The following is a 20,457-nucleotide window of genomic DNA, read 5'->3' on the forward strand; positions in this document are numbered from 1 at the left end:
TTTTTTTTGGCACTTTTGGCTGCGCCTGCCGTCAAGATATATAACTACATACTTATTCTTATGTAATACATTTATATAGTATATTTAAAATACAATTTGACGGATGAGAGAGCTATTTATATACATTGTTTATTTAATTAATTTGCTTTGGATAACTCATGAGATACTTATTTCAGGTTATTTGCGTACGATGGGGAAGCAAATACGAAGCGGGGTTTGTCAACCATCTCTTCCGGATGATCGCCTGCCAGACGAATGCACCATTTCGCTTTCTATGCATTGATGATGCAGGCTCGGCGGAATATGACGAGGGCATCGAAGTTCGTCCGTTTCCGGAATTTGCGCTGCCGTTCGACAAGATCACCAGTGGCTGCCGGGCAAAGCTGGCGATCTTTGCGCGCGGAATGCTGGAAGATGGCATTCCCGCCCTTTATTTCGATCTCGATGTGCTCGTGAAAGGTGACCCTACCAGATTGGTGCGGCAGCTCCGGCGGAAGCCAGGGCTCTACATGCTCAAAAACCATTACGTGCAGTTCTGGCGGTTCCAGCGCTATCTGGAGCCTTTGCTCGGTGATCGCTATTATTTCGGAGATTCGTCGGCCCTCGCCTTCTATCCAGAACGCTGTCATGGAATCTTCGATCGCTTCAACGCGCTTGCAGGGGATGTTGCTACACCACCGGCCTCCTTCCTGCGTACCGATGACCGCTTCGTAAGTTATAGCGCACGCAATCAGGTGCGCGTGTTTCCGCGGTCGCTGGTGGTGAAGTTCGCCGACGAGTACATGGCTCCTCTGCTCATCATCGCGGCGCTGCGCGGACGGCTGCCCTGGGTCAAGCGCCGACGCGCGGGCCTTGTGGCCGTGGCATTCGTTTCGGACGCTCAGAAGCCCAGGCAAGTGGCTTCATTCCGCTTGGGGCAGATCGTCCGCTACAAGCGGCGTAAGCTGCGCTGGCAGCAACCAGAGTACAGCGCCTATTGGCAAGACGCCTGCGCCCTGGCCGACAGAAAGGCGACGATTCCTTCGGCTGTCTGACGCGCCTCGGTCGGCTGAGTTGCATGCCGCCTCTCTGGCACGGGCGTCGAGGCGGCAGGTCTTCGTTACATCAGAATGTTTGCACTGCAGCATCGTCCACGCTAATCATGAAGCGTTGTTTTGGCGCGCGAGGCGCGCCCGTCCTCGCGGCACGCCGCAGCTTCCTTTTCTATCCTGGAGCATGCCAGTGCAGATCAAGAAACTCCTCGTCGCCAACCGTTCTGAAATCGCCATCCGCGTCTTCCGCGCCGCCAATGAACTGGGCATCCGAACGGTCGCCATATGGGCGGAGGAGGACAAGTATTCCCTGCACCGCTTCAAGGCCGACGAGTCCTACCAGGTGGGCCGCGGGCCGCATCTGGAGCGCGATATGGGGCCGATCGAGAGCTATCTGTCGATTGACGAGGTGATCCGCGTTGCGAAACTGTCCGGCGCTGACGCCATCCATCCCGGTTACGGCCTGCTTTCCGAGAGCCCGGAATTCGCCGAGGCCTGCGCGGCAAACGGCATCGTCTTCATCGGTCCCACGCCGGACACCATGCGCCGACTCGGAAACAAGGTGGCCGCGCGCAACCTTGCGGTGGAGGCGGGCGTGCCAGTGGTGCCGGCGACCGAGCCGCTGCCGGACGATATGGACGTGGTGGCGAAGATGGCGGGCGAGATCGGCTTTCCGGTCATGCTCAAGGCCTCCTGGGGCGGCGGTGGGCGCGGCATGCGTGTCATCCGATCGAAAGCCGACCTCAAGCGCGAGGTGACGGAGGCCAAGCGCGAAGCAAAGGCCGCCTTCGGCAAGGACGAAGTGTATCTGGAAAAGCTCATCGAGCGTGCGCGTCACGTCGAGGTACAGGTCCTGGGCGACACCCACGGTAATGCCGTGCACCTGTTCGAGCGCGACTGCTCCATCCAGCGGCGCAACCAGAAGGTCGTTGAGCGGGCGCCGGCACCCTATCTCGATGACAAGCGTCGGGCGGAACTGTGCGGTTATGCGCTGAAGATCGCCGAGGCGACCGACTATGTCGGCGCCGGCACCGTCGAGTTCCTGATGGATGCCGACACGGGTGCCTTCTACTTCATCGAGGTGAACCCGCGCATCCAGGTCGAGCACACGGTCACGGAGGAGGTGACCGGTATCGACATCGTCAAGGCGCAGATCCGCATCCTGGAAGGCGAGAAAATCGGCGATCCTCGCTCCGGCGTGCCGGAGCAGGCCGACATCAAGCTTAACGGCCATGCGCTCCAGTGCCGCATCACCACGGAAGATCCGGAGCAGAATTTCATTCCCGACTATGGTCGCATCACCGCCTATCGCGGGGCCACCGGATTCGGCATCCGGCTCGACGGCGGCACGGCCTATTCGGGCGCCGTCATCACCCGCTTCTATGACCCGCTGCTCGAGAAGGTGACCGCCTGGGCGCCAAGCCCGGACGAGGTGATCCAGCGCATGGACCGGGCGCTGCGCGAGTTTCGCATCCGCGGCGTTGCCACCAACCTCACCTTCCTCGAAGCCATCATCAGCCATAAGCAGTTCCGCGACGCCACCTACACAACGCGCTTCATCGACGAGACGCCGGAGCTTTTCACGCAGGTCAAGCGTCAGGACCGCGCTACGAAGCTCCTGAACTACCTGGCCGACGTATCGGTGAACGGGCACCCCGAAGCGCGCGACCGGCCGCGGCCGAATCCGGAAGCCGCCGCGCCGCGCGTGCCCTACGTCGATGCGGCAATACCCGACGGCACAAAACAGCGCCTCGACCAGCTGGGTCCGGAAGGTTTCGCCAGATGGATGCGCGAGGAGACGCGTGTGCTGGTGACCGATACGACGATGCGCGACGGGCACCAGTCGCTTTTGGCAACGCGGATGCGCACCTTCGACATAGCCGCTATCGCCGGAGTATATGCGCGCGCCCTGCCGCAGCTCCTGTCGCTGGAATGCTGGGGCGGGGCGACCTTCGATGTTGCCATGCGCTTCCTCACCGAAGACCCGTGGGAGCGGCTGCAGCGGGTACGGGAGGGCGCTCCCAACCTGCTTCTGCAGATGCTTTTGCGCGGGGCGAACGGTGTCGGCTACACCAATTATCCTGACAATGTGGTGCAGTATTTCGTGCGCCAGACGGCAAGGGGCGGCATCGACCTCTTCCGCGTCTTCGACTGCCTCAACTGGGTGGAGAACATGCGCGTCGCGATGGATGCCGTGCGCGAAGAAAACAAGCTGTGCGAGGCGGCCATCTGCTACACGGGCGACATCCTCGATCCCGACCGCGCCAAGTACGACCTAAAATACTACGTCAACCTGGCCAAGGAGCTGGAAGCGGCGGGCGCTCATATCATCGCCATCAAGGATATGGCCGGGCTCCTGAAGCCTGCGGCGGCGCGTGCGCTCTTCAAGGCACTCCGCGAGGAGACGGAGCTGCCGCTTCACTTCCACACGCACGACACCTCCGGCATTTCTGCCGCCACGGTGCTTGCGGCCGTGGAAAGCGGGGTGGATGCTGTGGACGCGGCGATCGACGCGCTGTCCGGCAACACTTCGCAGCCCTGCCTCGGCTCCATCGTCGAAGCGCTGAAGGAGGATGAGCGGGACACCGGACTCGACCGTGAATGGGTGCGCCGCATCTCGTTCTATTGGGAGGCCGTGCGCAACCAGTACGCCGCGTTTGAGAGCGACCTCAAAGGGCCGGCTTCGGAGGTCTACCTGCACGAGATGCCGGGCGGCCAGTTCACCAATCTTAAGGAGCAGGCGCGCTCGCTGGGGCTGGAAACGCGCTGGCACGAGGTGGCGCGCGCCTATCACGACGTGAACATGATGTTCGGCGACATCGTCAAGGTCACGCCGTCCTCCAAAGTTGTCGGCGACATGGCTCTGATGATGGTGAGCCAGGACCTCGCCATTGCCGACGTGGAAAGCCCGGACAAGGATATCGCCTTCCCGGATTCGGTCGTCTCCATGCTGCGCGGCGATCTTGGGCAGCCGCCCGGCGGTTGGCCGAAGGCGCTGCAGAAGAAGGCGCTGAAGAGCGAGAAGCCGATCACCGTCAGGCCCGGCTCGCTGCTTCAGCCTGCCGATCTCGAGGCTGACCGCAAGGAACTGGAGGAAAAGCTCGGCCGTGAGGCGAGCGATTTCGAGTTCGCCGCTTGGCTGATGTATCCGAAGGTTTTCCTCGACTTCGCGACGGCTGCGGAAAACTACGGCCCCGTCAGCGTGCTGCCGACGCCGATCTACTTCTACGGCATGGTGCAGGAAGACGAGATCTTCGTCGACATCGAGCGCGGCAAGACGCTGGTCATCCGCTGCCTCGCCGTTGGCGAGCCGGACGAAAAGGGCATGGTGACAGTCTTCTTCGAACTGAACGGCCAGCCGCGCCGCGTCAAGGTGCCGGACCGGCTGCACGGCGCTTCCGCGCTTGCCGTCCGGCGCAAGGCAGAGGCCGGCAACGAGGCCCATGTCGGCGCGCCGATGCCGGGCGTCGTGTCGTCCGTCGCCGTCAGCGCCGGCCAGGAGGTGAAGGCCGGCGACGTTCTTCTTTCCATCGAGGCAATGAAGATGGAGACGGCCATCCACGCCGAGCGCGACGGCACGATTTCCGAGGTACTGGTGAAGGCCGGCGACCAAATCGACGCCAAGGATCTGCTTGTGGTCCTGCAGAATGGCTGATCTGGTATTAGACTAGAGTATTAAATCGATTTAAACCCTGTGAGTTGGCCGCCGGTGGCCAACCAGTAGGCATTGGTACGACTCCTTTTCCGAGATCAGCTACGGATATCGACATGTCACAAGAAAACGCGCTGCATGGCCGTTGGGCCGTTGCCACCTTTTTCTTCGTCAACGGCTTCATGGTCGGCAGTTGGGCGCCGCAGATCCCGTTGCTTGTGGCGCGCTTCTCACTGACTGAGACGGTGCTTGGCCTGCTTATCCTCATCTTCGGCCTCGGGGCGGTCGTGGCGATGCCGATGTGCGGCTGGCTCATCAGCCGCCATGGCTCGCGCGCTGTGACGCGGGTGTCCGGGGTCTTGTGTGCCTGCTCGCTCCTCGCCGTCGCCTTGGCACCCGGCATGCCGACGCTGATTGCCGCGCTCGTGGCTTTCGGTGGTCTTCTGGGCGGCATGGATGTCTCCATGAATTCCAATGCGGTGGTCGTGGAGCGCCGGCTGCAGCGCGCCATCATGTCTTCCTCGCACGGCTTCTGGAGCCTTGGCGGCTTCGTCGGTGCGGGTGTGGGCGGCGTGCTGGCCGAGCAATGGGGCCATCTGGCGCATGCAGGCGCCGTCACCGTCGTTGCGTTGGTGCTGGTGTTCGTCGCCATGCCGAAGCTCATCGTTGAACGCAAGCCGGCGGCGACGGGCAGCGGCGGGTTAAGCGGCTTCCCTCGCAGCCCGCTGATCTATCTTACCGGTATCGTCGCCCTCTTCTCTATGGCGCCCGAGGGGGCCGTGCTCGATTGGGCCGCCCTTTATCTGCGTCAGGAGATGGGTGCCGGCCTGGCAACCGCAAGCCTCGCCTTCACCGCCTTTTCCGGGGCTATGGCGCTGATGCGCTTCCTCGGCGACGGCGTGCGCAACCGGCTGGGCGCGGTAACGACGATGCGGGTGTCGGGAATCATCGCCGCCGTCGGCATGCTTGGCGCGGGGCTTGCGCCCTCGCCGGCGGCCGCCATTCTGGCCTTCGCACTGGCCGGCCTTGGGATTGCCAATATGGTGCCCATCGCGTTCTCGGCGGCCGGCAACCAGCCCGGCATCTCCTCGGCTGCAGGCATGAGTGTGGCCACGACGATCGGCTATTCCGGCATGCTTGCCGCGCCATCCGTCGTGGGCTTTGTGGCCGAGCGGACGGGCTTCACGCCGATCTTCATCGGCTTCGCCGTGCTTCTGGGGGTGGTGCTTTTGATGTCGAACCTGGTGCGGCCGGCGGACGATATTGCGGAGCAGCCGGCGCCTTCGGCCAGCGCTTCGGGATGATCATGCCCCTCGAGTGAGCCTGGACCACCGTCGTCGCTCCAGGCTCACGGCTCAGGATGGAATTACAACCCCTCGCTCACGCGAGTGCTCATATCCTGCCCATCAGGGCCAGAATCAGAACCACGAGGAGGATAACGCCGATGATGCCGGAGGGGCCGTAGCCCCAACCGCTCGAATACGGCCACGCCGGTATCGCGCCGAGCAGGACAAGTATCAATATGATGATGAGAATTGTGCCGAGTGACATCGCATTGTTCCTGACTTTAGTGGCATAACGGCGGAACAACGCTTAGCCGGCACGGCAGGTTCCCCCGCCGTGCGGGGTCTGATTTATTCGGCGGCTTTGGGGAAGGCCGTAATAGGCGCATCCTCTTCTGACTTCCCGGCGTCCGCATCCTTATCGCGGCGACGGAAGAGGCGGGCAAGCAGGCTACGGCGCTTTTCGCCCGCCGGCCGCGCTTCGCGGGTGAACACCATCAGCGCCGCCGGCGTGACGATCAGCGTCAGCACCGTGGCAAAGCTCAGGCCGTAGACGATGGCCCCCGATAGCGAAATCCACCATTGCGTCGATGGAGCGCCGAAGGTGACCTCGCGGTCAGCCAGCTCCAGCCCGAGACCGAAGGCGATCGGCAGCACACCGAGTACGGCCGAGATCGCCGTCAGCAGCACCGGGCGCGCGCGCTCGCGGCAGGTCTGGATGATGGCATCATACCTCTTCATGCCCTCATCGCGCAGCCTGTCATAGGTGTCGATGAGGACGATGTTGTTGTTCACCACCACGCCGGCCAATGCGATCACGCCGATGCCGGACATGACGATGCCGAAAGGCTGGCCCGTGATCAGCAGGCCGAGGAAGACGCCGATCGTCGCCATCACCACGGTCATCAGTACCAGAAAGACGCTGGTGAACTTGTTGAACTGGGCAAGCAGCACCACGAAGATGAGGAAGATCGCCGCACCGAACGCCTTCGACAGAAAGGCTGCGGCCTCGTCGCTCTCTTCACTGGAGCCGGCGAGCTTCCAGCGGGTGGCGCCCAGATCCATATCGTCGAGCGCCGAGATCACCTGCTGCTGAACCGCCGCTTCCTGAAAGCCGCTGGCGATGTTGGCGGTCACAGTAATGGTGCGCTGGGCGTCGATGCGGTTCAGGATGCCGCTGCTCAGCTCCGGCTGGCGGGTAACGAAGTTGGAGATCGGCACCGGTCCCTGCGCGGTCTGGATCCGAAGCTGGTCCAATGTCGACAGCGTGCGCCGATCCTCCGGCAGACGCAGGCGGATATCCACCGCATCGTCGACGCCGGCGGGTCGATACTCCGACAGCTTCAGACCGTTGGTCACGAGCTGCACAACGTTGCCGACCGCGGAGGGGCTGACGCCGTACTGGGCGGCCTTGGCCCGGTCGACCTGAACGGCCCAATCGACGCCCGGCGGGGGAACACCGTTGGCGATGTCTATGACGCCGTCGATCCCCCTCAGCATTTCGGCGACGGCCGTTGCCTGATCGTTGAGACCCTCGGGATTCGCGGCGGAAAGCTGCACCTGGATGGGCTGGCCCGTGGGCGGGCCGGCATCGGGCACGCGCACCTCGATATCGACGCCGGGCATGCTGGCCATCTCGGCGCGCAGGTCGTTCAGGATCTCGCCTGCCGGCTTGCGCTCGCGCCAGTCGATGAACTCGTACTGCAGGACGCCGATCACATCCTCGTCGATGTCCTCGCCGCCGCCACGCGTCTGGCCAACGCGGGTGTAGACGGATTCGATGCCCGGCCAGCCGACCAGCTTCTCCTCCGCCGGCCGCACTAGCCGGTCCATCTCCTCGAGCGAGAGGTTGCCGCGCGCATGCACGTACATCAGGCCGTATTCGGGCTCGACATCGGGGAAGAACTCGACGCCGGCGCCGTAGTTCGAATAGGCGACCTGCACGCCGACCAAGAGGCCAACCGTCAGGAGGAGCACGGTCTTGGGAAAACGCAGGGCCTGCCTCACGAAGCGGATGTACCAGCCGTCCGGCGGCGGCTCTTCATGCACGTGCGCCTTGGCGACGAGCGCGCCCAATGTGGGCGTGAAGATGAGCGCGTAGATCATCGACGCGGCCAGCGTGACGATCAGCGTGATCGGCAGATACTTCATGAACTCGCCGACGATGCCCGGCCAGAAGAGCAGCGGCGAGAAGGCGGCGATGCGCGTCATGGTGGCGGCGATCACCGGGCCGGCCATACGCTTGGCGGCGAGCTCGAAGGCCTGCGCCTTCGGCATCCCCTCCGTCATGCGCCGCTCGGCGAATTCGGTGACGATGATGGCGTCGTCCACCAGCATGCCGACGGCCAGGATGAGGCTGAACAGCACCACCATGTTGACCGTGTAGCCGCCCATGGAGAGCGCAAAGATGCCCATTAGGAAGGACGCCGGCACGGCCAGGCCGATGAGCACCGAGGCGCGGCCCGACAGCGTGTAGAGGACGATGATGAAAACCAGGATGATAGCGATCAGCACATGGTTCTGCAGATCGTCCAGCATGTCGCGGATGAAGACCGACTTGTCCTGACTGTAGGTGACCGTCACGCCCTCGGGCATGGTCTGGACGAATTCCTCCGACACCTGCTTCACGGCATCGACGGTTTCGACCAGATTGGAGCCGACGCGCTTCTTCACCTCGATGGCGATGGCCTTCTGACCGTCGAGGCGTGTGATGGTCTCGGCGTCGGTGAAGGTGGAGCGGATGGTGGCGAGATCGCGGGCGCGCACCACCGCATCATTGGTCGCCACGATCGGCAGGTTGGCGATATCCTCGACATTCTCGATGAGCGAGGGCACCTTAACGGCGTAGCGGCCTTCCCCGCCTTCCAGTGCACCGGCGGCGACGAGGCTGTTCGAGGCGTTGACGGCGCTGATGAGCTGGTCGAGCTGCAGCCCATAGGAGGTTAGCTTGACGGGGTCGATAACGACTTCAGCCAGTTCGTCGCGTGCACCCTGCAGCGATCCTTCCAGAACCCCGGGAATCTCCTCGATGCGGTCGCGCAGGTTGCGCGCGGCGGTCGTCAGGGCACGTTCGGGGAGGTCGCCGGAAAGCGTGACGACGAGGACCGGGAACTCCGAGATATTGACTTCGTTGACGGACGGCTCGTCGGCCCCCGACGGCAGGTCGCGCTCGGCGTCCGACACCTTGGCGCGCACATCCTCGATCGCGTTGGAGAAGTCGTAGCCGGCCTGGAACTCGACCAGCACGAAGCCGCCGCCCTCATAGGCGGCCGAGCGCATCTCCTTGACGCCCTCCAGGCCCTTGAGCGCGGTCTCCACCGGCCGCAGAAGCAGCCGCTCCGAATCCTCGGGCGAGATACCCTGATAGCTCAGGCTGACATAGATGACCGGGATCGGAACATCCGGCTCGGCCTCTTTGGGAATTTCCACATAGGCTATCGCGCCGGCGACCACGAAGAACAGCAATATGGACAGCGTGAGCCGTGCATTGCTTATGGCAAGTCGAACAATATCCATTAATCGGTGTCCCCGTCGCGCGCGCTACTGCTGCATCGCCTTCTGCATGGCAGGGCTGCCGGCAAGGTTGCCAAGCGTGCTTCCATCGACCGTCTCAATGTTCACCGTCTCTCCGTCTGCCACCAGGTCCTGACCCGCGACGATGATACGGGCATCCGAAGGAATGCCGGCCAGGTAGAGGGCCTGCGGCGTGTCGTCGACGATGTCGATGGGATAGAAATCCACCTTTCCCGAAGGATCCACCGCGCGCACACCCAATTCGCCCTTCGCGTTCAGGGTTACGACCGAGCGCGGCAGGGCCACGGTCTCCACCTTTTGCGCCAGGACGTTGATCTCCGCCGTCATGCCGGCGGGAATGCGGCCGTCCGGATTGTTGATCGCCACTTCGATGCGATAGGTGCGAGTCTGAGGCGAGGCGGCACGGCGCATATGCCGTATCGTGCCGTGCAGCGTCTCGCCGTTGACAAGGCGAACCTCCGCTTCGTCGCCGCGCTGGATATTGCCGAGATCGTGCTCGCTGACCTCGCCGACGGCGAGTATGGGGTCGAGCTTCAGCAGCGTGACCACCTCGGCGCCCTGCATCAGAGAGCTACCCTCCTCCGTATGCACCTGGTCTATGATGCCCGAAAAGGGAGCGCGCACGGTCACGCGGTCGAGTTCGGCTTCGGCCGTTTCCAGCGCTGAACGGGCATTGGCAACGGCTGAGCTGGCTTCGTCGAGCTTCAAGGCGGCAATGTTGCCGCTTTGGGCCAGCCGTTCGGCGGCAGCGGCCTCGGCTTCGCGCTGGGCCAGCGTTTGACGCGCGGATTCCACGGCCGCTCTCTTACCCTCCGTTTCAAGCCGCAGCACAAGATCGCCTTCCTTGACGACGTCGCCCTCGGAGAAGGGAAGCTCTTCGACAATGCCGGCCGAGCGCGCGGCCAGGACGGTCTGCTTGTCCGCCTCTGTCTGCCCGGAGACACGGATGGTACGTGCATGCTCCACCCGCGACGGCACTACCACCTGGACTGTCCTGAGAACGGAGGGGCGTTCCTGCTCGGCTTCGGCGGTTCTGGTGGCCTCGGCTTCCTGGCTCGCACTGCCCACCGAGGAAAATTTTCCTGTTGCAATCCAGGCCGCGGTTGCGACGAGAACGATGATAGCCGCAACCTTATGGAACTTAATCTTAGGCATGACAATTTCCAGTCTGCTGGACCCCTGCCGAACGCAACAAATTTGTCCCCATATGGGGACTGCGGGCGGACGGTTCAATTTTGACCGCAGGGCCTGGGTTATTCCCTTACAGCGGTCTTGCACTGCAAAAAAGCCGCATGACCCACCACTCCTGACAACAGGTTGTCACCATGGTTGGGTCGTGCTTTCCCGAGAATGCCTCGCTAATACAAAGGTGGCATTTCGAGCAGCGACACATTGACAAATTGCGTAATTTTGTCAACAACCAATTGCACGATGGTAGTGAGCACGCCAAAAACAATAGAAAACAGCAAGGCGGACGATCCGAGACGGGCGCGGATTCTCGAAGCTGCAATGCAGGTTTTCCTCGCCTACGGTTTCTCGCGCACGACGATGGACGACATTGCGCGCGCCGTGGAGATTTCGCGGCCGGCGCTTTACCTGCTTTTCCGCAACAAGGCTGACATCTTCCGCGCCGTCGCCGAGGCGATGCTCGAGCGCTCGCGCGCGGGTGCCTGCGAGCTGCTGTTCGAGGAGGGGCCGCTCGAAGCGCGGCTGATGGCGGCGCTCGACCGGGCGCTTTTCCAGCTGTTCCGCATAATCGAGGATTCACCGCACGGCGACGAGCTCGTGGACGTGAACCACAACATCGCCTCGGACGTGGTCGCCAGCTGGCGGCAGGGCATGGTCGCCTGTTTCGCCAGGGCGATCGGCGAAGAGGCGCAGCGGCGCGGCGTGCGGCTGGAAGAGCGCGGGCTCTCCGCGGAATCGCTCGCGGAGATGCTTTTCGATGTTCTGGAGGGGCTGAAGGCCCGCGGCCTGTGCAGAACCCATGGCGAAGAGGCGGCGCGTCGGTTCGTCACGCTGATCGAGATGGCGCTAAAGGAAAAGTAGCCGCGCGTTAGCGCGCGGTCCAGCCGCCGTCGACCGAAAGCGTGGTGCCGGTGATCAGCGCGGCGTTGTCGGAGCACAGGAAAACGGTGGCGGCGCCGATCTGCTCTACCGTGGCGAATTCGCGGATCGGCTGCCGCGCCAGCATCACCTCGCGCACCACCGTCTCACGGTCCATATTATGCGCCGCCATCTGGTCGGGGATTTGCGCCTCCACCAGCGGGGTGAGCACGTAGCCTGGGCAGATGGCGTTGCAAGTCACGTGATCGTCCGCCAGTTCCAGCGCCACCGTCTTCGTCAGCCCGACCACGCCGTGCTTGGCGGCGATATAGGCCGATTTGAAGGGCGAGGCGCGCAGGCCGTGGGCGGATGAGATGTTGACGATGCGGCCCTTGCCCTGGCGCTTCATGTGCGGCACAGCGGCGGCGATGGTGTGGAAGGCGGAGGACAGGTTGATGGCGATGATGGCGTTCCATTTTTCCGTCGGGAACGTCTCCACCGCCTCCACATGCTGGATGCCGGCATTGTTGACCAAGATATCGACGGCACCGAAGCGCTCCGCCGTTTCCTCAACCAGACGGCGGCACTCTTCCCCCTTCGACATGTCAGCCTGGATATAGGCCGCCGTCACGTGGAACTCGCGGGCGATGCCGTCGGCAAGTGCATGGTCTTCCTTGCTGTCGGTGAAGGAATTGACGACCACGTTGCAGCCGTCGGCGGCCAGCGCGCGTGCTATGCCCAGCCCGATGCCCGAGGTCGAGCCGGTAACGATGGCGGTTCTTGCCTTGCTCACGTGAGATGCCTCCTTGCCTGACGGTGAGGACCATATTGCAATGCGTCATCGCTTGCCAAGCGGTCGGGGGCTTCCACCAGTGATCATGGATGGATGTGGTGAACTGAAGTGTTGGGCAAGGGTGCCGGAGGTGAATAGTGAACAGTGAATAGTGAAAGTTGTCGCTGCCTGTGGCCTTGCGTAGTCGGCAATGAGATTCTTGCCAGTCATTTTCCTGCTGGATACCGGCTACTCACTACTCACACAATTCCATCGCCGCATAGAGCAATAAACTTGCTCCAGCCTCGATATCGACCCACTCCGTCCTCTCCTCCGGTGCATGGCTGATGCCGCCGATGGACGGCACGAAGATGAGGCCTGCGCGCGTGATCGCCGCCATCGTCTGCGCGTCGTGGCCGGCGCCGCTCGGCAGCAAAGGCGTGTCGAGGCCGAGGCGTTCGGCGGCGCGCTGGAAGGCGGCGACGATCTCGGGGTGGCAGGGGGAGGGGGCGAGCCAGCTTGTCTCCTCGATCGAAAAGGAGAGGCCGCGCGTCTTCGCCGCGGCCTCGATACGCGCCTTCGCGCCTTGCGCCAGAGCCCGCATCACCGTCTCGTCCATGTCGCGCGCGACCAGGGAGAACTCTGCTTGGCCGGGGACGGTGTGGGGGAAGTTAGGCTCCACCGCCACCTTGCCGATGGTCACGCGGCTTGCCGCGCTTCCGTGCTCGGCGATCAGTTCGGGGATGCCGTGGGCGAAGTCCGCCAGCCCCATGAAGGCGTCGCGCCGCATCTCCATCGGCGTGGTGCCGGAGTGGTTCGCCTCGCCGGAAAGGCGGACTGTCCAGTTGAAAACACCGGAAATGCCGGTGACGATGCCGGCCGGCTTCCCCGCCGCTTCCAGCACGGGTCCTTGCTCCACATGCAGTTCCAGGAAGGCAGCGATGGAGCCTTCCGGCCGCTTCGCCTTCAGCGCTTCGTAAGGCTCCAGCCCCTGTGCGCGCATGGCGTCGAAGAGTCGTGTGCCGCCGTCGTCGCGCGCCGTCTCCAGCCAATCGCGCGTCACCTGCCCCGCAAGCGCCTGGGCGCCGAACATGCCGCCGAAGCGGCCCTCCTCCTCCGCCGTGGCCATCACTTCCAAGGGCCGCGCCGGCGTCAGTCCGGCCTCCTTCATGGCGCGCACGCATTCGAGAGCGGCGATGACGCCCAGCGCGCCGTCGAACATGCCGCCGTTGGGCACGCTGTCGAGATGCGAGCCGAGCATGACCACGGGCCCTTCGCCCACCTCCCAGCGGCCGGAAAGATTGCCCGCGCCGTCCATGGAAACGGTGAGTCCGGCCGCCTCCATCAGTTTTGCAACGAAACGCCGTCCTTCGATGTCGGCATCGGAAAAGCTGACCCGGTCGATGCCGCCCGTCTCCGCGTTGCGGCCGATTTTGCCAAGAGTTTCAAGGTCCTGGCGTAGGCGCTGGGGGTCGATGCGCGGTAGGCGTGCGGTCTCGCTGGTCATGATCGATGCTTGGCCATGGCTAAAATTCGGGCAAGGAAAGGGGAATTCAGGCTTGCGTATTTATCATGATAAATTACGATCTCAAATCGATAATAAGTTCCAGGAGAAATGTGGAGGTTGTCATGACAGGGTTTTCGCGCGTGCTCAAAGGCGCGCTCGCAGGGCTGGCCATGGCGGGCTTCGCCGGGGTCGGTCTCCAGCCGGCCGAGGCGCAGACGCCCCCCAACGTGCTGATCGTCGGCCAGATCGCCGAGCCGAAGTCGCTCGATCCGCATGCGGTGACCGCGGTCAACGACTTCCGCATCCTGATGAATGTCTATGACGGTCTCGTGCGCTACAGCGATGGCACACTGGAAGTGGAGCCGGCGCTTGCCGAAAGCTGGGAGATCTCCGACGACGGCAAGACCTACACGTTCCACCTGCGCGAGGGCGTGACCTTTCACGACGGCTCGCCCTTCAACGCGGAAGCGGTGAAGTTCAATTTCCAGCGTTTCCTGGATGAAGAGCATCCCTATCACGATACCGGGCCGTTCCCGCTCGCCTTCTTCTTCTCCGCGGTCGAGGAAGTGACGGCGGAAGACGAGCACACGGTCGTCTTTACGCTCAACGAGCCCTATGCGCCGTTCCTCTCCAACCTCGCTTATCCGATGGGGCTGATCGTCTCGCCAGCGGCAGTGGAGGAGCACGGCAAGGACTTTGGCCGCAACCCCTCCGGCACCGGTGCCTTCAAATTCGCCGAGTGGGAGAGCAATTCGCGCGTCGTGGTGGAGCGTAACGAGGACTTTTGGGACGGCGCGCCGCCGCTCGAAGCCGTCGTCTTCCGCCCCATCACCGATGCCAATACGCGCGTCGCCGAGATGCTCTCGGGCGGTTTGGATCTGATGGTCGAGACGCCACCGGACAATGTCGCCCAGTTCGCCGACGATCCGGCCTTTACAGTTTACGAGCAGGCGGGACCGCATGTCTGGTTCCTCATCCTCAACATGAAAGAGGAGCCGTTCGACGAAAAGGCCGCGCGCCAGGCGGTGAACTACGCCATCAACAAGCAGGCGCTGGTGGAGAACGTGCTGCAGGGTACGGCCGAGATCGCCGCCGGCCCGACGCCGCCGGCCTTCGCCTGGGCCCATAACGAGTCCCTCGAGCCCTATCCCTACGATCCGGAGAAGGCGAAGGAATTGCTCGAGGAAGCCGGCTATGACGGTGAGGAGGTGGTTTTCTACGTCACGGAAGGCGGTTCCGGCATGCTCGACCCCGTGGCTATGGGCACGGCTATCCAGGCCGACCTCGCCGCCGTCGGCATGAATGTGAAGATCGAGACCTACGAGTGGAACACCTTCCTGGGCGAGGTGAACCCGGGCCTCGAAGGCAAGGCGGACATGGCCGAGATGGCGTGGATGACCAATGACCCCGACACGCTGCCCTATCTGACGCTGCGCACGGATGCTTTCCCGGAAAATGGCGGCTTCAACTCCGGCTACTACTCCAACCCAGAGGTCGACACGATCCTCGAGCAGGCACGCCAGGCGACTGAGATGGAGGAGCGCGCGGCGCTCTACCAGCAGATGCAGGAGATCGTCCATGAGGACGCGCCCTGGGCCTTCATCGCCAATTGGAAGCAGAATGCGGTGGCCAAGGCCGAAGTGCAGAACTTTAAGCTGCAACCGTCCTTCTTCCTCACGCTGAGGAACGTTTCCAAGCCGTAGCCACGAAGGCGGCGGGCGGGATCTCACTCTTCGCCCGCCGTCAACGCAGCCGGGAGGCGTCATGCTCGCCTACTTCCTGAAACGCCTCGCGATGGCCGTGCCGGTGCTGTTCGGCCTGACGATCATCGTCTTCCTCATCATGGCGATGATCCCCGGCGACCCGGCGACCGCCATTCTGGGCGCCTATGCGACGCCGGAGAATGTCGAGCGGATCAACCGACAGCTCGGCCTCGATCGCAGCCTGCCGGAGCAATATTTCATCTGGCTCGGCAATCTCCTGCAGGGCGATTTCGGCCGCTCCTATTCGCTCAACCGGCCGGTCATTGACGAGGTGCTGGAGCGCTTCAACGCAACCCTCATCCTCGCCGGTGCTTCCCTCATCCTGTGCACCATCTTCGGCCTTGTCGCCGGCATCATCTCGGCAGTGCGCCAGTTCGGCTGGACGGACCGCATTGTCACCTTCTTCGTACTCATCGGCATCTCCATGCCTTCCTTCTGGCTGGGCCTGCTCTTGATCCTCGTCTTCGCCGTCAACCTGCGCTGGCTGCCGCCGTCCGGCATGTATGCGATCTATGGCGGTGGCGGGCCGCTCGACCTTCTCACACATCTGGCGCTTCCGTCGATCACGCTGGCCGTGGTGGCGACGGGGGTGATCGCCAGGCTCACGCGGGCGGCCATGCTGGAAGTCCTGCGGCAGGATTATATCCGCACCGCCCGCGCCAAGGGCCTGTCGGAGCGCCGGGTGATCTATCGCCATGCCTTCAAGGCGGCGCTCGTCAGCGTCATTCCGGTCATCGGCATCCAGGCCGGCTTCGTGCTCGGCGGGGCCGTCTATATCGAGACCGTGTTCCAGTGGCCGGGCATCGGCCGCATGCTGGTGCAGGCGATCTCCACGCGCGATCTGCTTCTGGTACAGGGCGGCGTATTGGTGGTGGCGGCCAGCTACGTGCTGTTCAACCTCCTCGCCGACATGGTTCAGCACATGCTCGACCCGAGGCTGAAGACATGAGTACGGCCACTGACACCGCAAAACCCGCCGAGCCGGCAAAGAAGAGCGGGCGGCCGAGCTTCTTCGCGCTCCTGGTGGCAAACCGCCTGGCCGCCTTCGGCCTTGGCCTCCTGGTGGCGATCGCGCTTGCCGCTCTCCTCACGCCGTGGCTACCCTTACAGCCGCCCGACATCACCAATCCGGCCAACCGCCTCCTCCGCCCCCTCACGGAAGGCCACCTCCTGGGGACGGATCAGCTTGGCCGCGATCTTCTGTCCCGCCTCATGTGGGGAACGCGCGTCTCCATCGCCGTCGGCCTGTCGGCCACGCTGGTGGCGGCGGTCGTCGGCTCGGCCATCGGTCTCGTCGCCGGCTATACGGGCGGGCGCACGGACAACCTCATGATGCGCGGCATCGATATGCTGATGGCCTTCCCCTACATCCTGCTTGCGCTTGCCATCGTCGCCGTGCTCGGCCCAGGCCTGATGAACGCACTCTATGCCATCGCCGTCGTCAACATCCCGTTCTTCGCCCGCAACATCCGCGGCGTCACGCTGTCGCTCGCCCATCGCGAATTCGTCGACGCGGCGCGGCTTTCGGGCAAGGGGCACCTGCGTATCCTGCTCACCGAGGTGCTGCCCAACGTGCTGCCCGTCATTGTCATCACCATGTCGACCACGGTCGGCTGGATGATCCTTGAGACGGCGGGGCTCTCGTTCCTCGGGCTCGGCGCGCAGCCGCCGCTCGCCGATCTCGGCTCCATGTTGGGCGAGGGGCGCAAGCTGCTCTTCAACGCGCCGCATGTCTCGATCATCCCCGGCCTGATGATCTTCGCGCTGGTCATGAGTATCAACCTCGTCGGCGACGGCATCCGTGACGTGCTCGATCCGAGATTGAAGTCCGGGGCGTTAAGCCGCCCCGCTGCGGCGACCGCCGTCAAGCGCGAGGACGTGCCGGCGATGCCCGAGACGTCCTCGAAAGCCGCGCTCGACGTGCGCGACCTCAAAACTGAGTTCCGCGTCGGCAGCGATGTCTACAAGGCCGTCGGCGGGGTGAGCTTCCAGCTCAGGGAACGCGAGTGTCTCGGCCTCGTCGGCGAATCCGGCTCCGGCAAATCCGTCACCGCCATGTCGCTGCTCGGCCTCGTGCCGACGCCGCCGGGGCGTATCTCGGGCGGGCGCGTGCTCTACCAGGGCCGCGACCTGCTGGAGGCCTCCGAGGCCGACTTGCGCAAGTTGCGCGGCGGCGCCTTCGCCTATGTCTTCCAGGACCCGCTGTCGACGCTGCATCCGCTCTTCACCGTGGGTGACCAGGTGACGGAAGCAATCCGCGCCCACCAGCCGCTTTCTTATCGCGAAGCATGGAAGCGGGCGGTGGCGCTTCTGGAGATGGTGCGCATCCCCAATGCCGCCGAGCGCGCGGGCTCCTATCCGCACGAGCTTTCCGGCGGCATGCGTCAGCGCGTGTCGATCGCCATGGCGCTCGCGAACGACGCGGAGATCCTGATCGCCGACGAGCCGACCACCGCGCTCGACGTCACCGTGCAGGCGCAGATCCTCAAGCTCATGGACGCACTGCAGGATGATAAGGGTGCGGCCCTCCTCTTCATCACCCACGATTTCGGCGTCGTCTCGGAAATCTGTGACCGCGTGGCGGTGATGTATGCAGGCCGCATCGTCGAGACCGGACCGACGGATGAGGTACTCAACGCACCCGCCCATCCTTATACGCGCAAGCTGATCGACTGCGTGCCGGTGCTTGGCGAGCCGGAGCGGCGGCTCGACGCGATCGCCGGCCTGCCGCCGGCGGTCAACCGCCTTCCGCAAGGCTGTGCCTTCGCCGAGCGCTGCCCCTATGCCGAGGCGGCGTGCCGGGAGGGCGAGATTACGCTCGACGATCTGGGACCGGGCCGCGCAGTACGCTGTATCAAGCCGCTTCATGCAGAAACGCCGGAGGCCGCGCAATGAGCGAAACGATTCTGGCGGTCGAAGGCCTGACACGTATCTTCGGCGGCGGGCGCACGCTCCTCGGCAAGAAGAAGCCGCAGGTGCATGCCGTGCAAGGCGTCGATCTTTCTCTGCGTGAGGGCGAGACGCTCGGCATCGTCGGCGAATCGGGCTGCGGCAAGTCCACGCTGGCGCGCATGCTGGTGGGCCTCGACGCGCCCAGCAACGGTACCATCCGTCTGAAAGGTGAGGACGTGACGGCGCTTGCCAAAAGCTCCGCGCGTTCGCTCGCTCGCAGCATCCAGTACGTCTTCCAGGACCCGGTCTCCTCGCTTAATCCGCGCAAGACCATCCGCCGCATCCTCGAGGCGCCGATGAAGCATCTGCTCGGCATGGCGCCGGAAAGGCGCCGTGAGCGCCTTGCTGAACTGATGGACGCGGTGAGCCTCAGGGCCGAGTTCCTCGACCGCTACCCGCATGAGTTCTCCGGCGGGCAGGCGCAGCGCATCGGCATCGCCCGCGCGCTTGCGGCGGAGCCGGAGATCCTGGTGCTCGACGAGCCGGTCTCGGCGCTGGATGTCTCGGTGCAGGCGCAGGTGTTGAACTTGCTCGATAATCTCAAGTCGCGCTTCGGCCTCACCTATGTTTTCATCAGCCATGACCTGTCGGTGGTCGAGAGCGTCTCCGACCGTGTGGCGGTGATGTATTTCGGGCGCATCGTGGAGGAGGCCGCGGCAAGGGAACTCTTCGCCCGGCCATGTCATCCCTATACGAAGCTCCTGTTCAACTCCGCGCCGGTGCCGGGCAAGAAGGGGCTGGCGGGCGAAGAGGGCCTTGCGGAGCTTCCTGATCCTTACAACCCGCCGCCCGGCTGCGCCTTCGCACCGCGCTGCCCACGTGCCAAGGACGACTGCCGCGAAACCCGTCCGCCGCTCGAAGCCGGGGAAGAAGGGCGCCGTGCAGCCTGCTTCCACCCGCTGCAGGATGCCGTTCTGGAGAGGAACGCATGACGGCGATCGTCGAAAAAGGCAGGGCGCGGCCGCCGCGCGGACCGAAACGGCCGACGGTCATCTGCGACGAGATCAAAGACTGGATCGTCACGCAGAACCTCAAGCCCGGCGACCGGTTGCCGCAGGAAAAGGCGCTGATCGAGCGTTTCCGCGCCTCTAAGGGCACAATGCGCGAGGCGCTGCGCTCGCTGGAGGCGCAGGGGCTGGTAACCACCCGCACGGGCCCCGGCGGCGGCATCTTCGTTGCAGCGCTCGAAGACACGCGGGCGATGGAACTTCTCGCCAACTACTTCTTCTTCCGCCAGCCCTCCATCGCCGACATCTACACGGTGCGCTGCCAGTTGGAGCCGGAGCTTGCGGCAAGCCTCGTCGGCCACCTGAGGGAGGAGGACTACCAGCGGCTGGAAGACACCATGCGCGTCTACGACCATCCGGCCGAGACGGTGGGGGAGGAATACCAGCAGCGCATGGCCGAGCTCGACTTCCACGCCGTCTTGGCCGAGATCTCTCCCAACCCGGTGCTGGGCTTCATGTGCGGCTTCCTGCAGAACCTTTTGCGCAACCTCACCGTCTGTCGCCGCATCTACGATCGCCCCAACCCGGCACTGCGTGAGGTCGGGCTTTCGTACCAGACACGGCTGATCGCCGCGCTCAAGGCCGAAGACGGCGAAAGCGTGCGCTCCATCATGTACAAGCACATGCTGAGCGCCTGGCGCTACATGGAAGCGTGCGAGGCGGAGATGAAGACGGATTTCCTGCGGTTGAGAAGGTAGCTTGGAAGGAGGAGGTGGCGCTGGCAGTGCGTGCCCTCACCCTCGTGGTTCAACAGGCTCACCATGAGGGTGAAGGCAGGGCAACGCCGGCACAAGCCGCAATGTTGGAGGAAGGATGCAAACATGAGCCCTCATGGTGAGCCTGTCGAACCACGAGGGCGGAATGCAGGCCAATCCCAACCTGTCACGCTTTAACCGGCGACCATCAGCGC

At 63.8% G+C, this 20,457-nt stretch carries 14 protein-coding genes; 9 read left to right on the forward strand and 5 right to left on the reverse strand.

What is annotated here, in order from left to right:
- The first annotated feature begins 158 nt into the window (after nt 1–158).
- The 3 genes from N5A92_RS16140 (at nt 159) to N5A92_RS16150 (ending at nt 5,987) form a co-directional block, all read left to right on the forward strand.
- Nucleotides 159–1,034, forward strand: coding sequence for a hypothetical protein (locus tag N5A92_RS16140; protein ID WP_260904602.1), 876 nt, complete (start codon nt 159–161; stop codon nt 1,032–1,034).
- Nucleotides 1,035–1,221: 187 nt separating this feature from the next.
- Complete coding sequence (pyc, locus tag N5A92_RS16145) at nt 1,222–4,686, forward strand: pyruvate carboxylase (protein ID WP_260904604.1); 3,465 nt, start codon at nt 1,222–1,224, stop codon at nt 4,684–4,686.
- Nucleotides 4,687–4,799: 113 nt separating this feature from the next.
- Nucleotides 4,800–5,987, forward strand: coding sequence for an MFS transporter (locus tag N5A92_RS16150; RefSeq protein ID WP_260904606.1), 1,188 nt, complete (start codon nt 4,800–4,802; stop codon nt 5,985–5,987).
- 88 nt (nt 5,988–6,075) lie between these two features.
- On the opposite strand, the gene N5A92_RS16155 is transcribed toward N5A92_RS16150, so the two are convergent.
- The 3 genes from N5A92_RS16155 to N5A92_RS16165 all read right to left on the reverse strand — a co-directional run bounded on the left by N5A92_RS16155 (nt 6,076) and on the right by N5A92_RS16165 (nt 10,655).
- Nucleotides 6,076–6,234, reverse strand: a complete 159-nt coding sequence (locus N5A92_RS16155) for a DUF3309 domain-containing protein (protein ID WP_260904609.1) — start codon at nt 6,232–6,234, stop codon at nt 6,076–6,078.
- Between the two features lie 83 nt (nt 6,235–6,317).
- Nucleotides 6,318–9,482, reverse strand: a complete 3,165-nt coding sequence (locus N5A92_RS16160) for an efflux RND transporter permease subunit (protein ID WP_260904611.1) — start codon at nt 9,480–9,482, stop codon at nt 6,318–6,320.
- A 24-nt stretch (nt 9,483–9,506) separates the two neighbouring features.
- On the reverse strand, nt 9,507–10,655 hold the full coding sequence (locus N5A92_RS16165; RefSeq protein ID WP_260904613.1) for an efflux RND transporter periplasmic adaptor subunit: 1,149 nt from the start codon (nt 10,653–10,655) through the stop codon (nt 9,507–9,509).
- Nucleotides 10,656–10,931: 276 nt separating this feature from the next.
- Here N5A92_RS16165 and N5A92_RS16170 point away from each other — a divergent pair, with 276 nt between their 5' ends.
- Entirely contained in the window at nt 10,932–11,549 is a 618-nt protein-coding gene (locus N5A92_RS16170; protein WP_260904615.1) for a TetR/AcrR family transcriptional regulator, read from the forward strand.
- A 7-nt stretch (nt 11,550–11,556) separates the two neighbouring features.
- On the opposite strand, the gene N5A92_RS16175 is transcribed toward N5A92_RS16170, so the two are convergent.
- Complete coding sequence (locus tag N5A92_RS16175; protein ID WP_260904616.1) at nt 11,557–12,339, reverse strand: 3-hydroxybutyrate dehydrogenase; 783 nt, start codon at nt 12,337–12,339, stop codon at nt 11,557–11,559.
- Nucleotides 12,340–12,574: 235 nt separating this feature from the next.
- Nucleotides 12,575–13,825 carry a Zn-dependent hydrolase gene (locus N5A92_RS16180; protein ID WP_260904617.1) on the reverse strand — a complete coding sequence of 417 codons (1,251 nt, stop codon included), beginning with the start codon at nt 13,823–13,825 and terminating at the stop codon, nt 12,575–12,577.
- 122 nt (nt 13,826–13,947) lie between these two features.
- On the opposite strand from N5A92_RS16180, the gene N5A92_RS16185 reads away from it, so the two are divergent.
- The 5 genes from N5A92_RS16185 to N5A92_RS16205 all read left to right on the forward strand — a co-directional run bounded on the left by N5A92_RS16185 (nt 13,948) and on the right by N5A92_RS16205 (nt 20,245).
- Nucleotides 13,948–15,528 (forward strand): ABC transporter substrate-binding protein, encoded by a 1,581-nt coding sequence (locus N5A92_RS16185; RefSeq protein WP_425248591.1) that lies wholly within the window; start codon nt 13,948–13,950, stop codon nt 15,526–15,528.
- A gap of 61 nt (nt 15,529–15,589) precedes the next feature.
- A complete protein-coding gene (locus N5A92_RS16190; protein ID WP_260904618.1) occupies nt 15,590–16,537 on the forward strand; it encodes an ABC transporter permease in 948 nt (315 codons plus the stop codon).
- Nucleotides 16,534–18,483, forward strand: a complete 1,950-nt coding sequence (locus N5A92_RS16195; protein WP_260904619.1) for a dipeptide/oligopeptide/nickel ABC transporter permease/ATP-binding protein — start codon at nt 16,534–16,536, stop codon at nt 18,481–18,483. Before N5A92_RS16190 ends, N5A92_RS16195 begins: the two co-directional genes overlap by 4 nt.
- Nucleotides 18,480–19,472, forward strand: coding sequence for an ABC transporter ATP-binding protein (locus N5A92_RS16200; RefSeq protein WP_260904620.1), 993 nt, complete (start codon nt 18,480–18,482; stop codon nt 19,470–19,472). The genes N5A92_RS16195 and N5A92_RS16200 overlap by 4 nt, the downstream gene beginning before the upstream one ends.
- Nucleotides 19,469–20,245, forward strand: coding sequence for a FadR/GntR family transcriptional regulator (locus tag N5A92_RS16205; RefSeq protein WP_260904621.1), 777 nt, complete (start codon nt 19,469–19,471; stop codon nt 20,243–20,245). Before N5A92_RS16200 ends, N5A92_RS16205 begins: the two co-directional genes overlap by 4 nt.
- The last annotated feature ends 212 nt before the right edge of the window (nt 20,246–20,457 follow it).

This window comes from Chelativorans salis (assembly GCF_025336525.1).
Taxonomy (GTDB): Bacteria; Pseudomonadota; Alphaproteobacteria; order Rhizobiales; family Rhizobiaceae; genus Chelativorans; species Chelativorans salis.

Excerpts from the sequence above, each read along its gene's own strand:
- N5A92_RS16140 (WP_260904602.1), top strand. The coding sequence starts at position 159 with ATGAGATACTTATTTCAGGTTATTTGCGTACGATGGGGAAGCAAATAC.
- N5A92_RS16150 (WP_260904606.1), top strand. The coding sequence starts at position 4,800 with ATGTCACAAGAAAACGCGCTGCATGGCCGTTGGGCCGTTGCCACCTTT.
- N5A92_RS16155 (WP_260904609.1), bottom strand. The coding sequence starts at position 6,234 with ATGTCACTCGGCACAATTCTCATCATCATATTGATACTTGTCCTGCTC.
- N5A92_RS16160 (WP_260904611.1), bottom strand. The coding sequence starts at position 9,482 with ATGGATATTGTTCGACTTGCCATAAGCAATGCACGGCTCACGCTGTCC.
- N5A92_RS16165 (WP_260904613.1), bottom strand. The coding sequence starts at position 10,655 with ATGCCTAAGATTAAGTTCCATAAGGTTGCGGCTATCATCGTTCTCGTC.
- N5A92_RS16170 (WP_260904615.1), top strand. The coding sequence starts at position 10,932 with ATGGTAGTGAGCACGCCAAAAACAATAGAAAACAGCAAGGCGGACGAT.
- N5A92_RS16180 (WP_260904617.1), bottom strand. The coding sequence starts at position 13,825 with ATGACCAGCGAGACCGCACGCCTACCGCGCATCGACCCCCAGCGCCTA.
- N5A92_RS16185 (WP_425248591.1), top strand. The coding sequence starts at position 13,948 with ATGACAGGGTTTTCGCGCGTGCTCAAAGGCGCGCTCGCAGGGCTGGCC.
- N5A92_RS16190 (WP_260904618.1), top strand. The coding sequence starts at position 15,590 with ATGCTCGCCTACTTCCTGAAACGCCTCGCGATGGCCGTGCCGGTGCTG.
- N5A92_RS16195 (WP_260904619.1), top strand. The coding sequence starts at position 16,534 with ATGAGTACGGCCACTGACACCGCAAAACCCGCCGAGCCGGCAAAGAAG.
- N5A92_RS16200 (WP_260904620.1), top strand. The coding sequence starts at position 18,480 with ATGAGCGAAACGATTCTGGCGGTCGAAGGCCTGACACGTATCTTCGGC.
- N5A92_RS16205 (WP_260904621.1), top strand. The coding sequence starts at position 19,469 with ATGACGGCGATCGTCGAAAAAGGCAGGGCGCGGCCGCCGCGCGGACCG.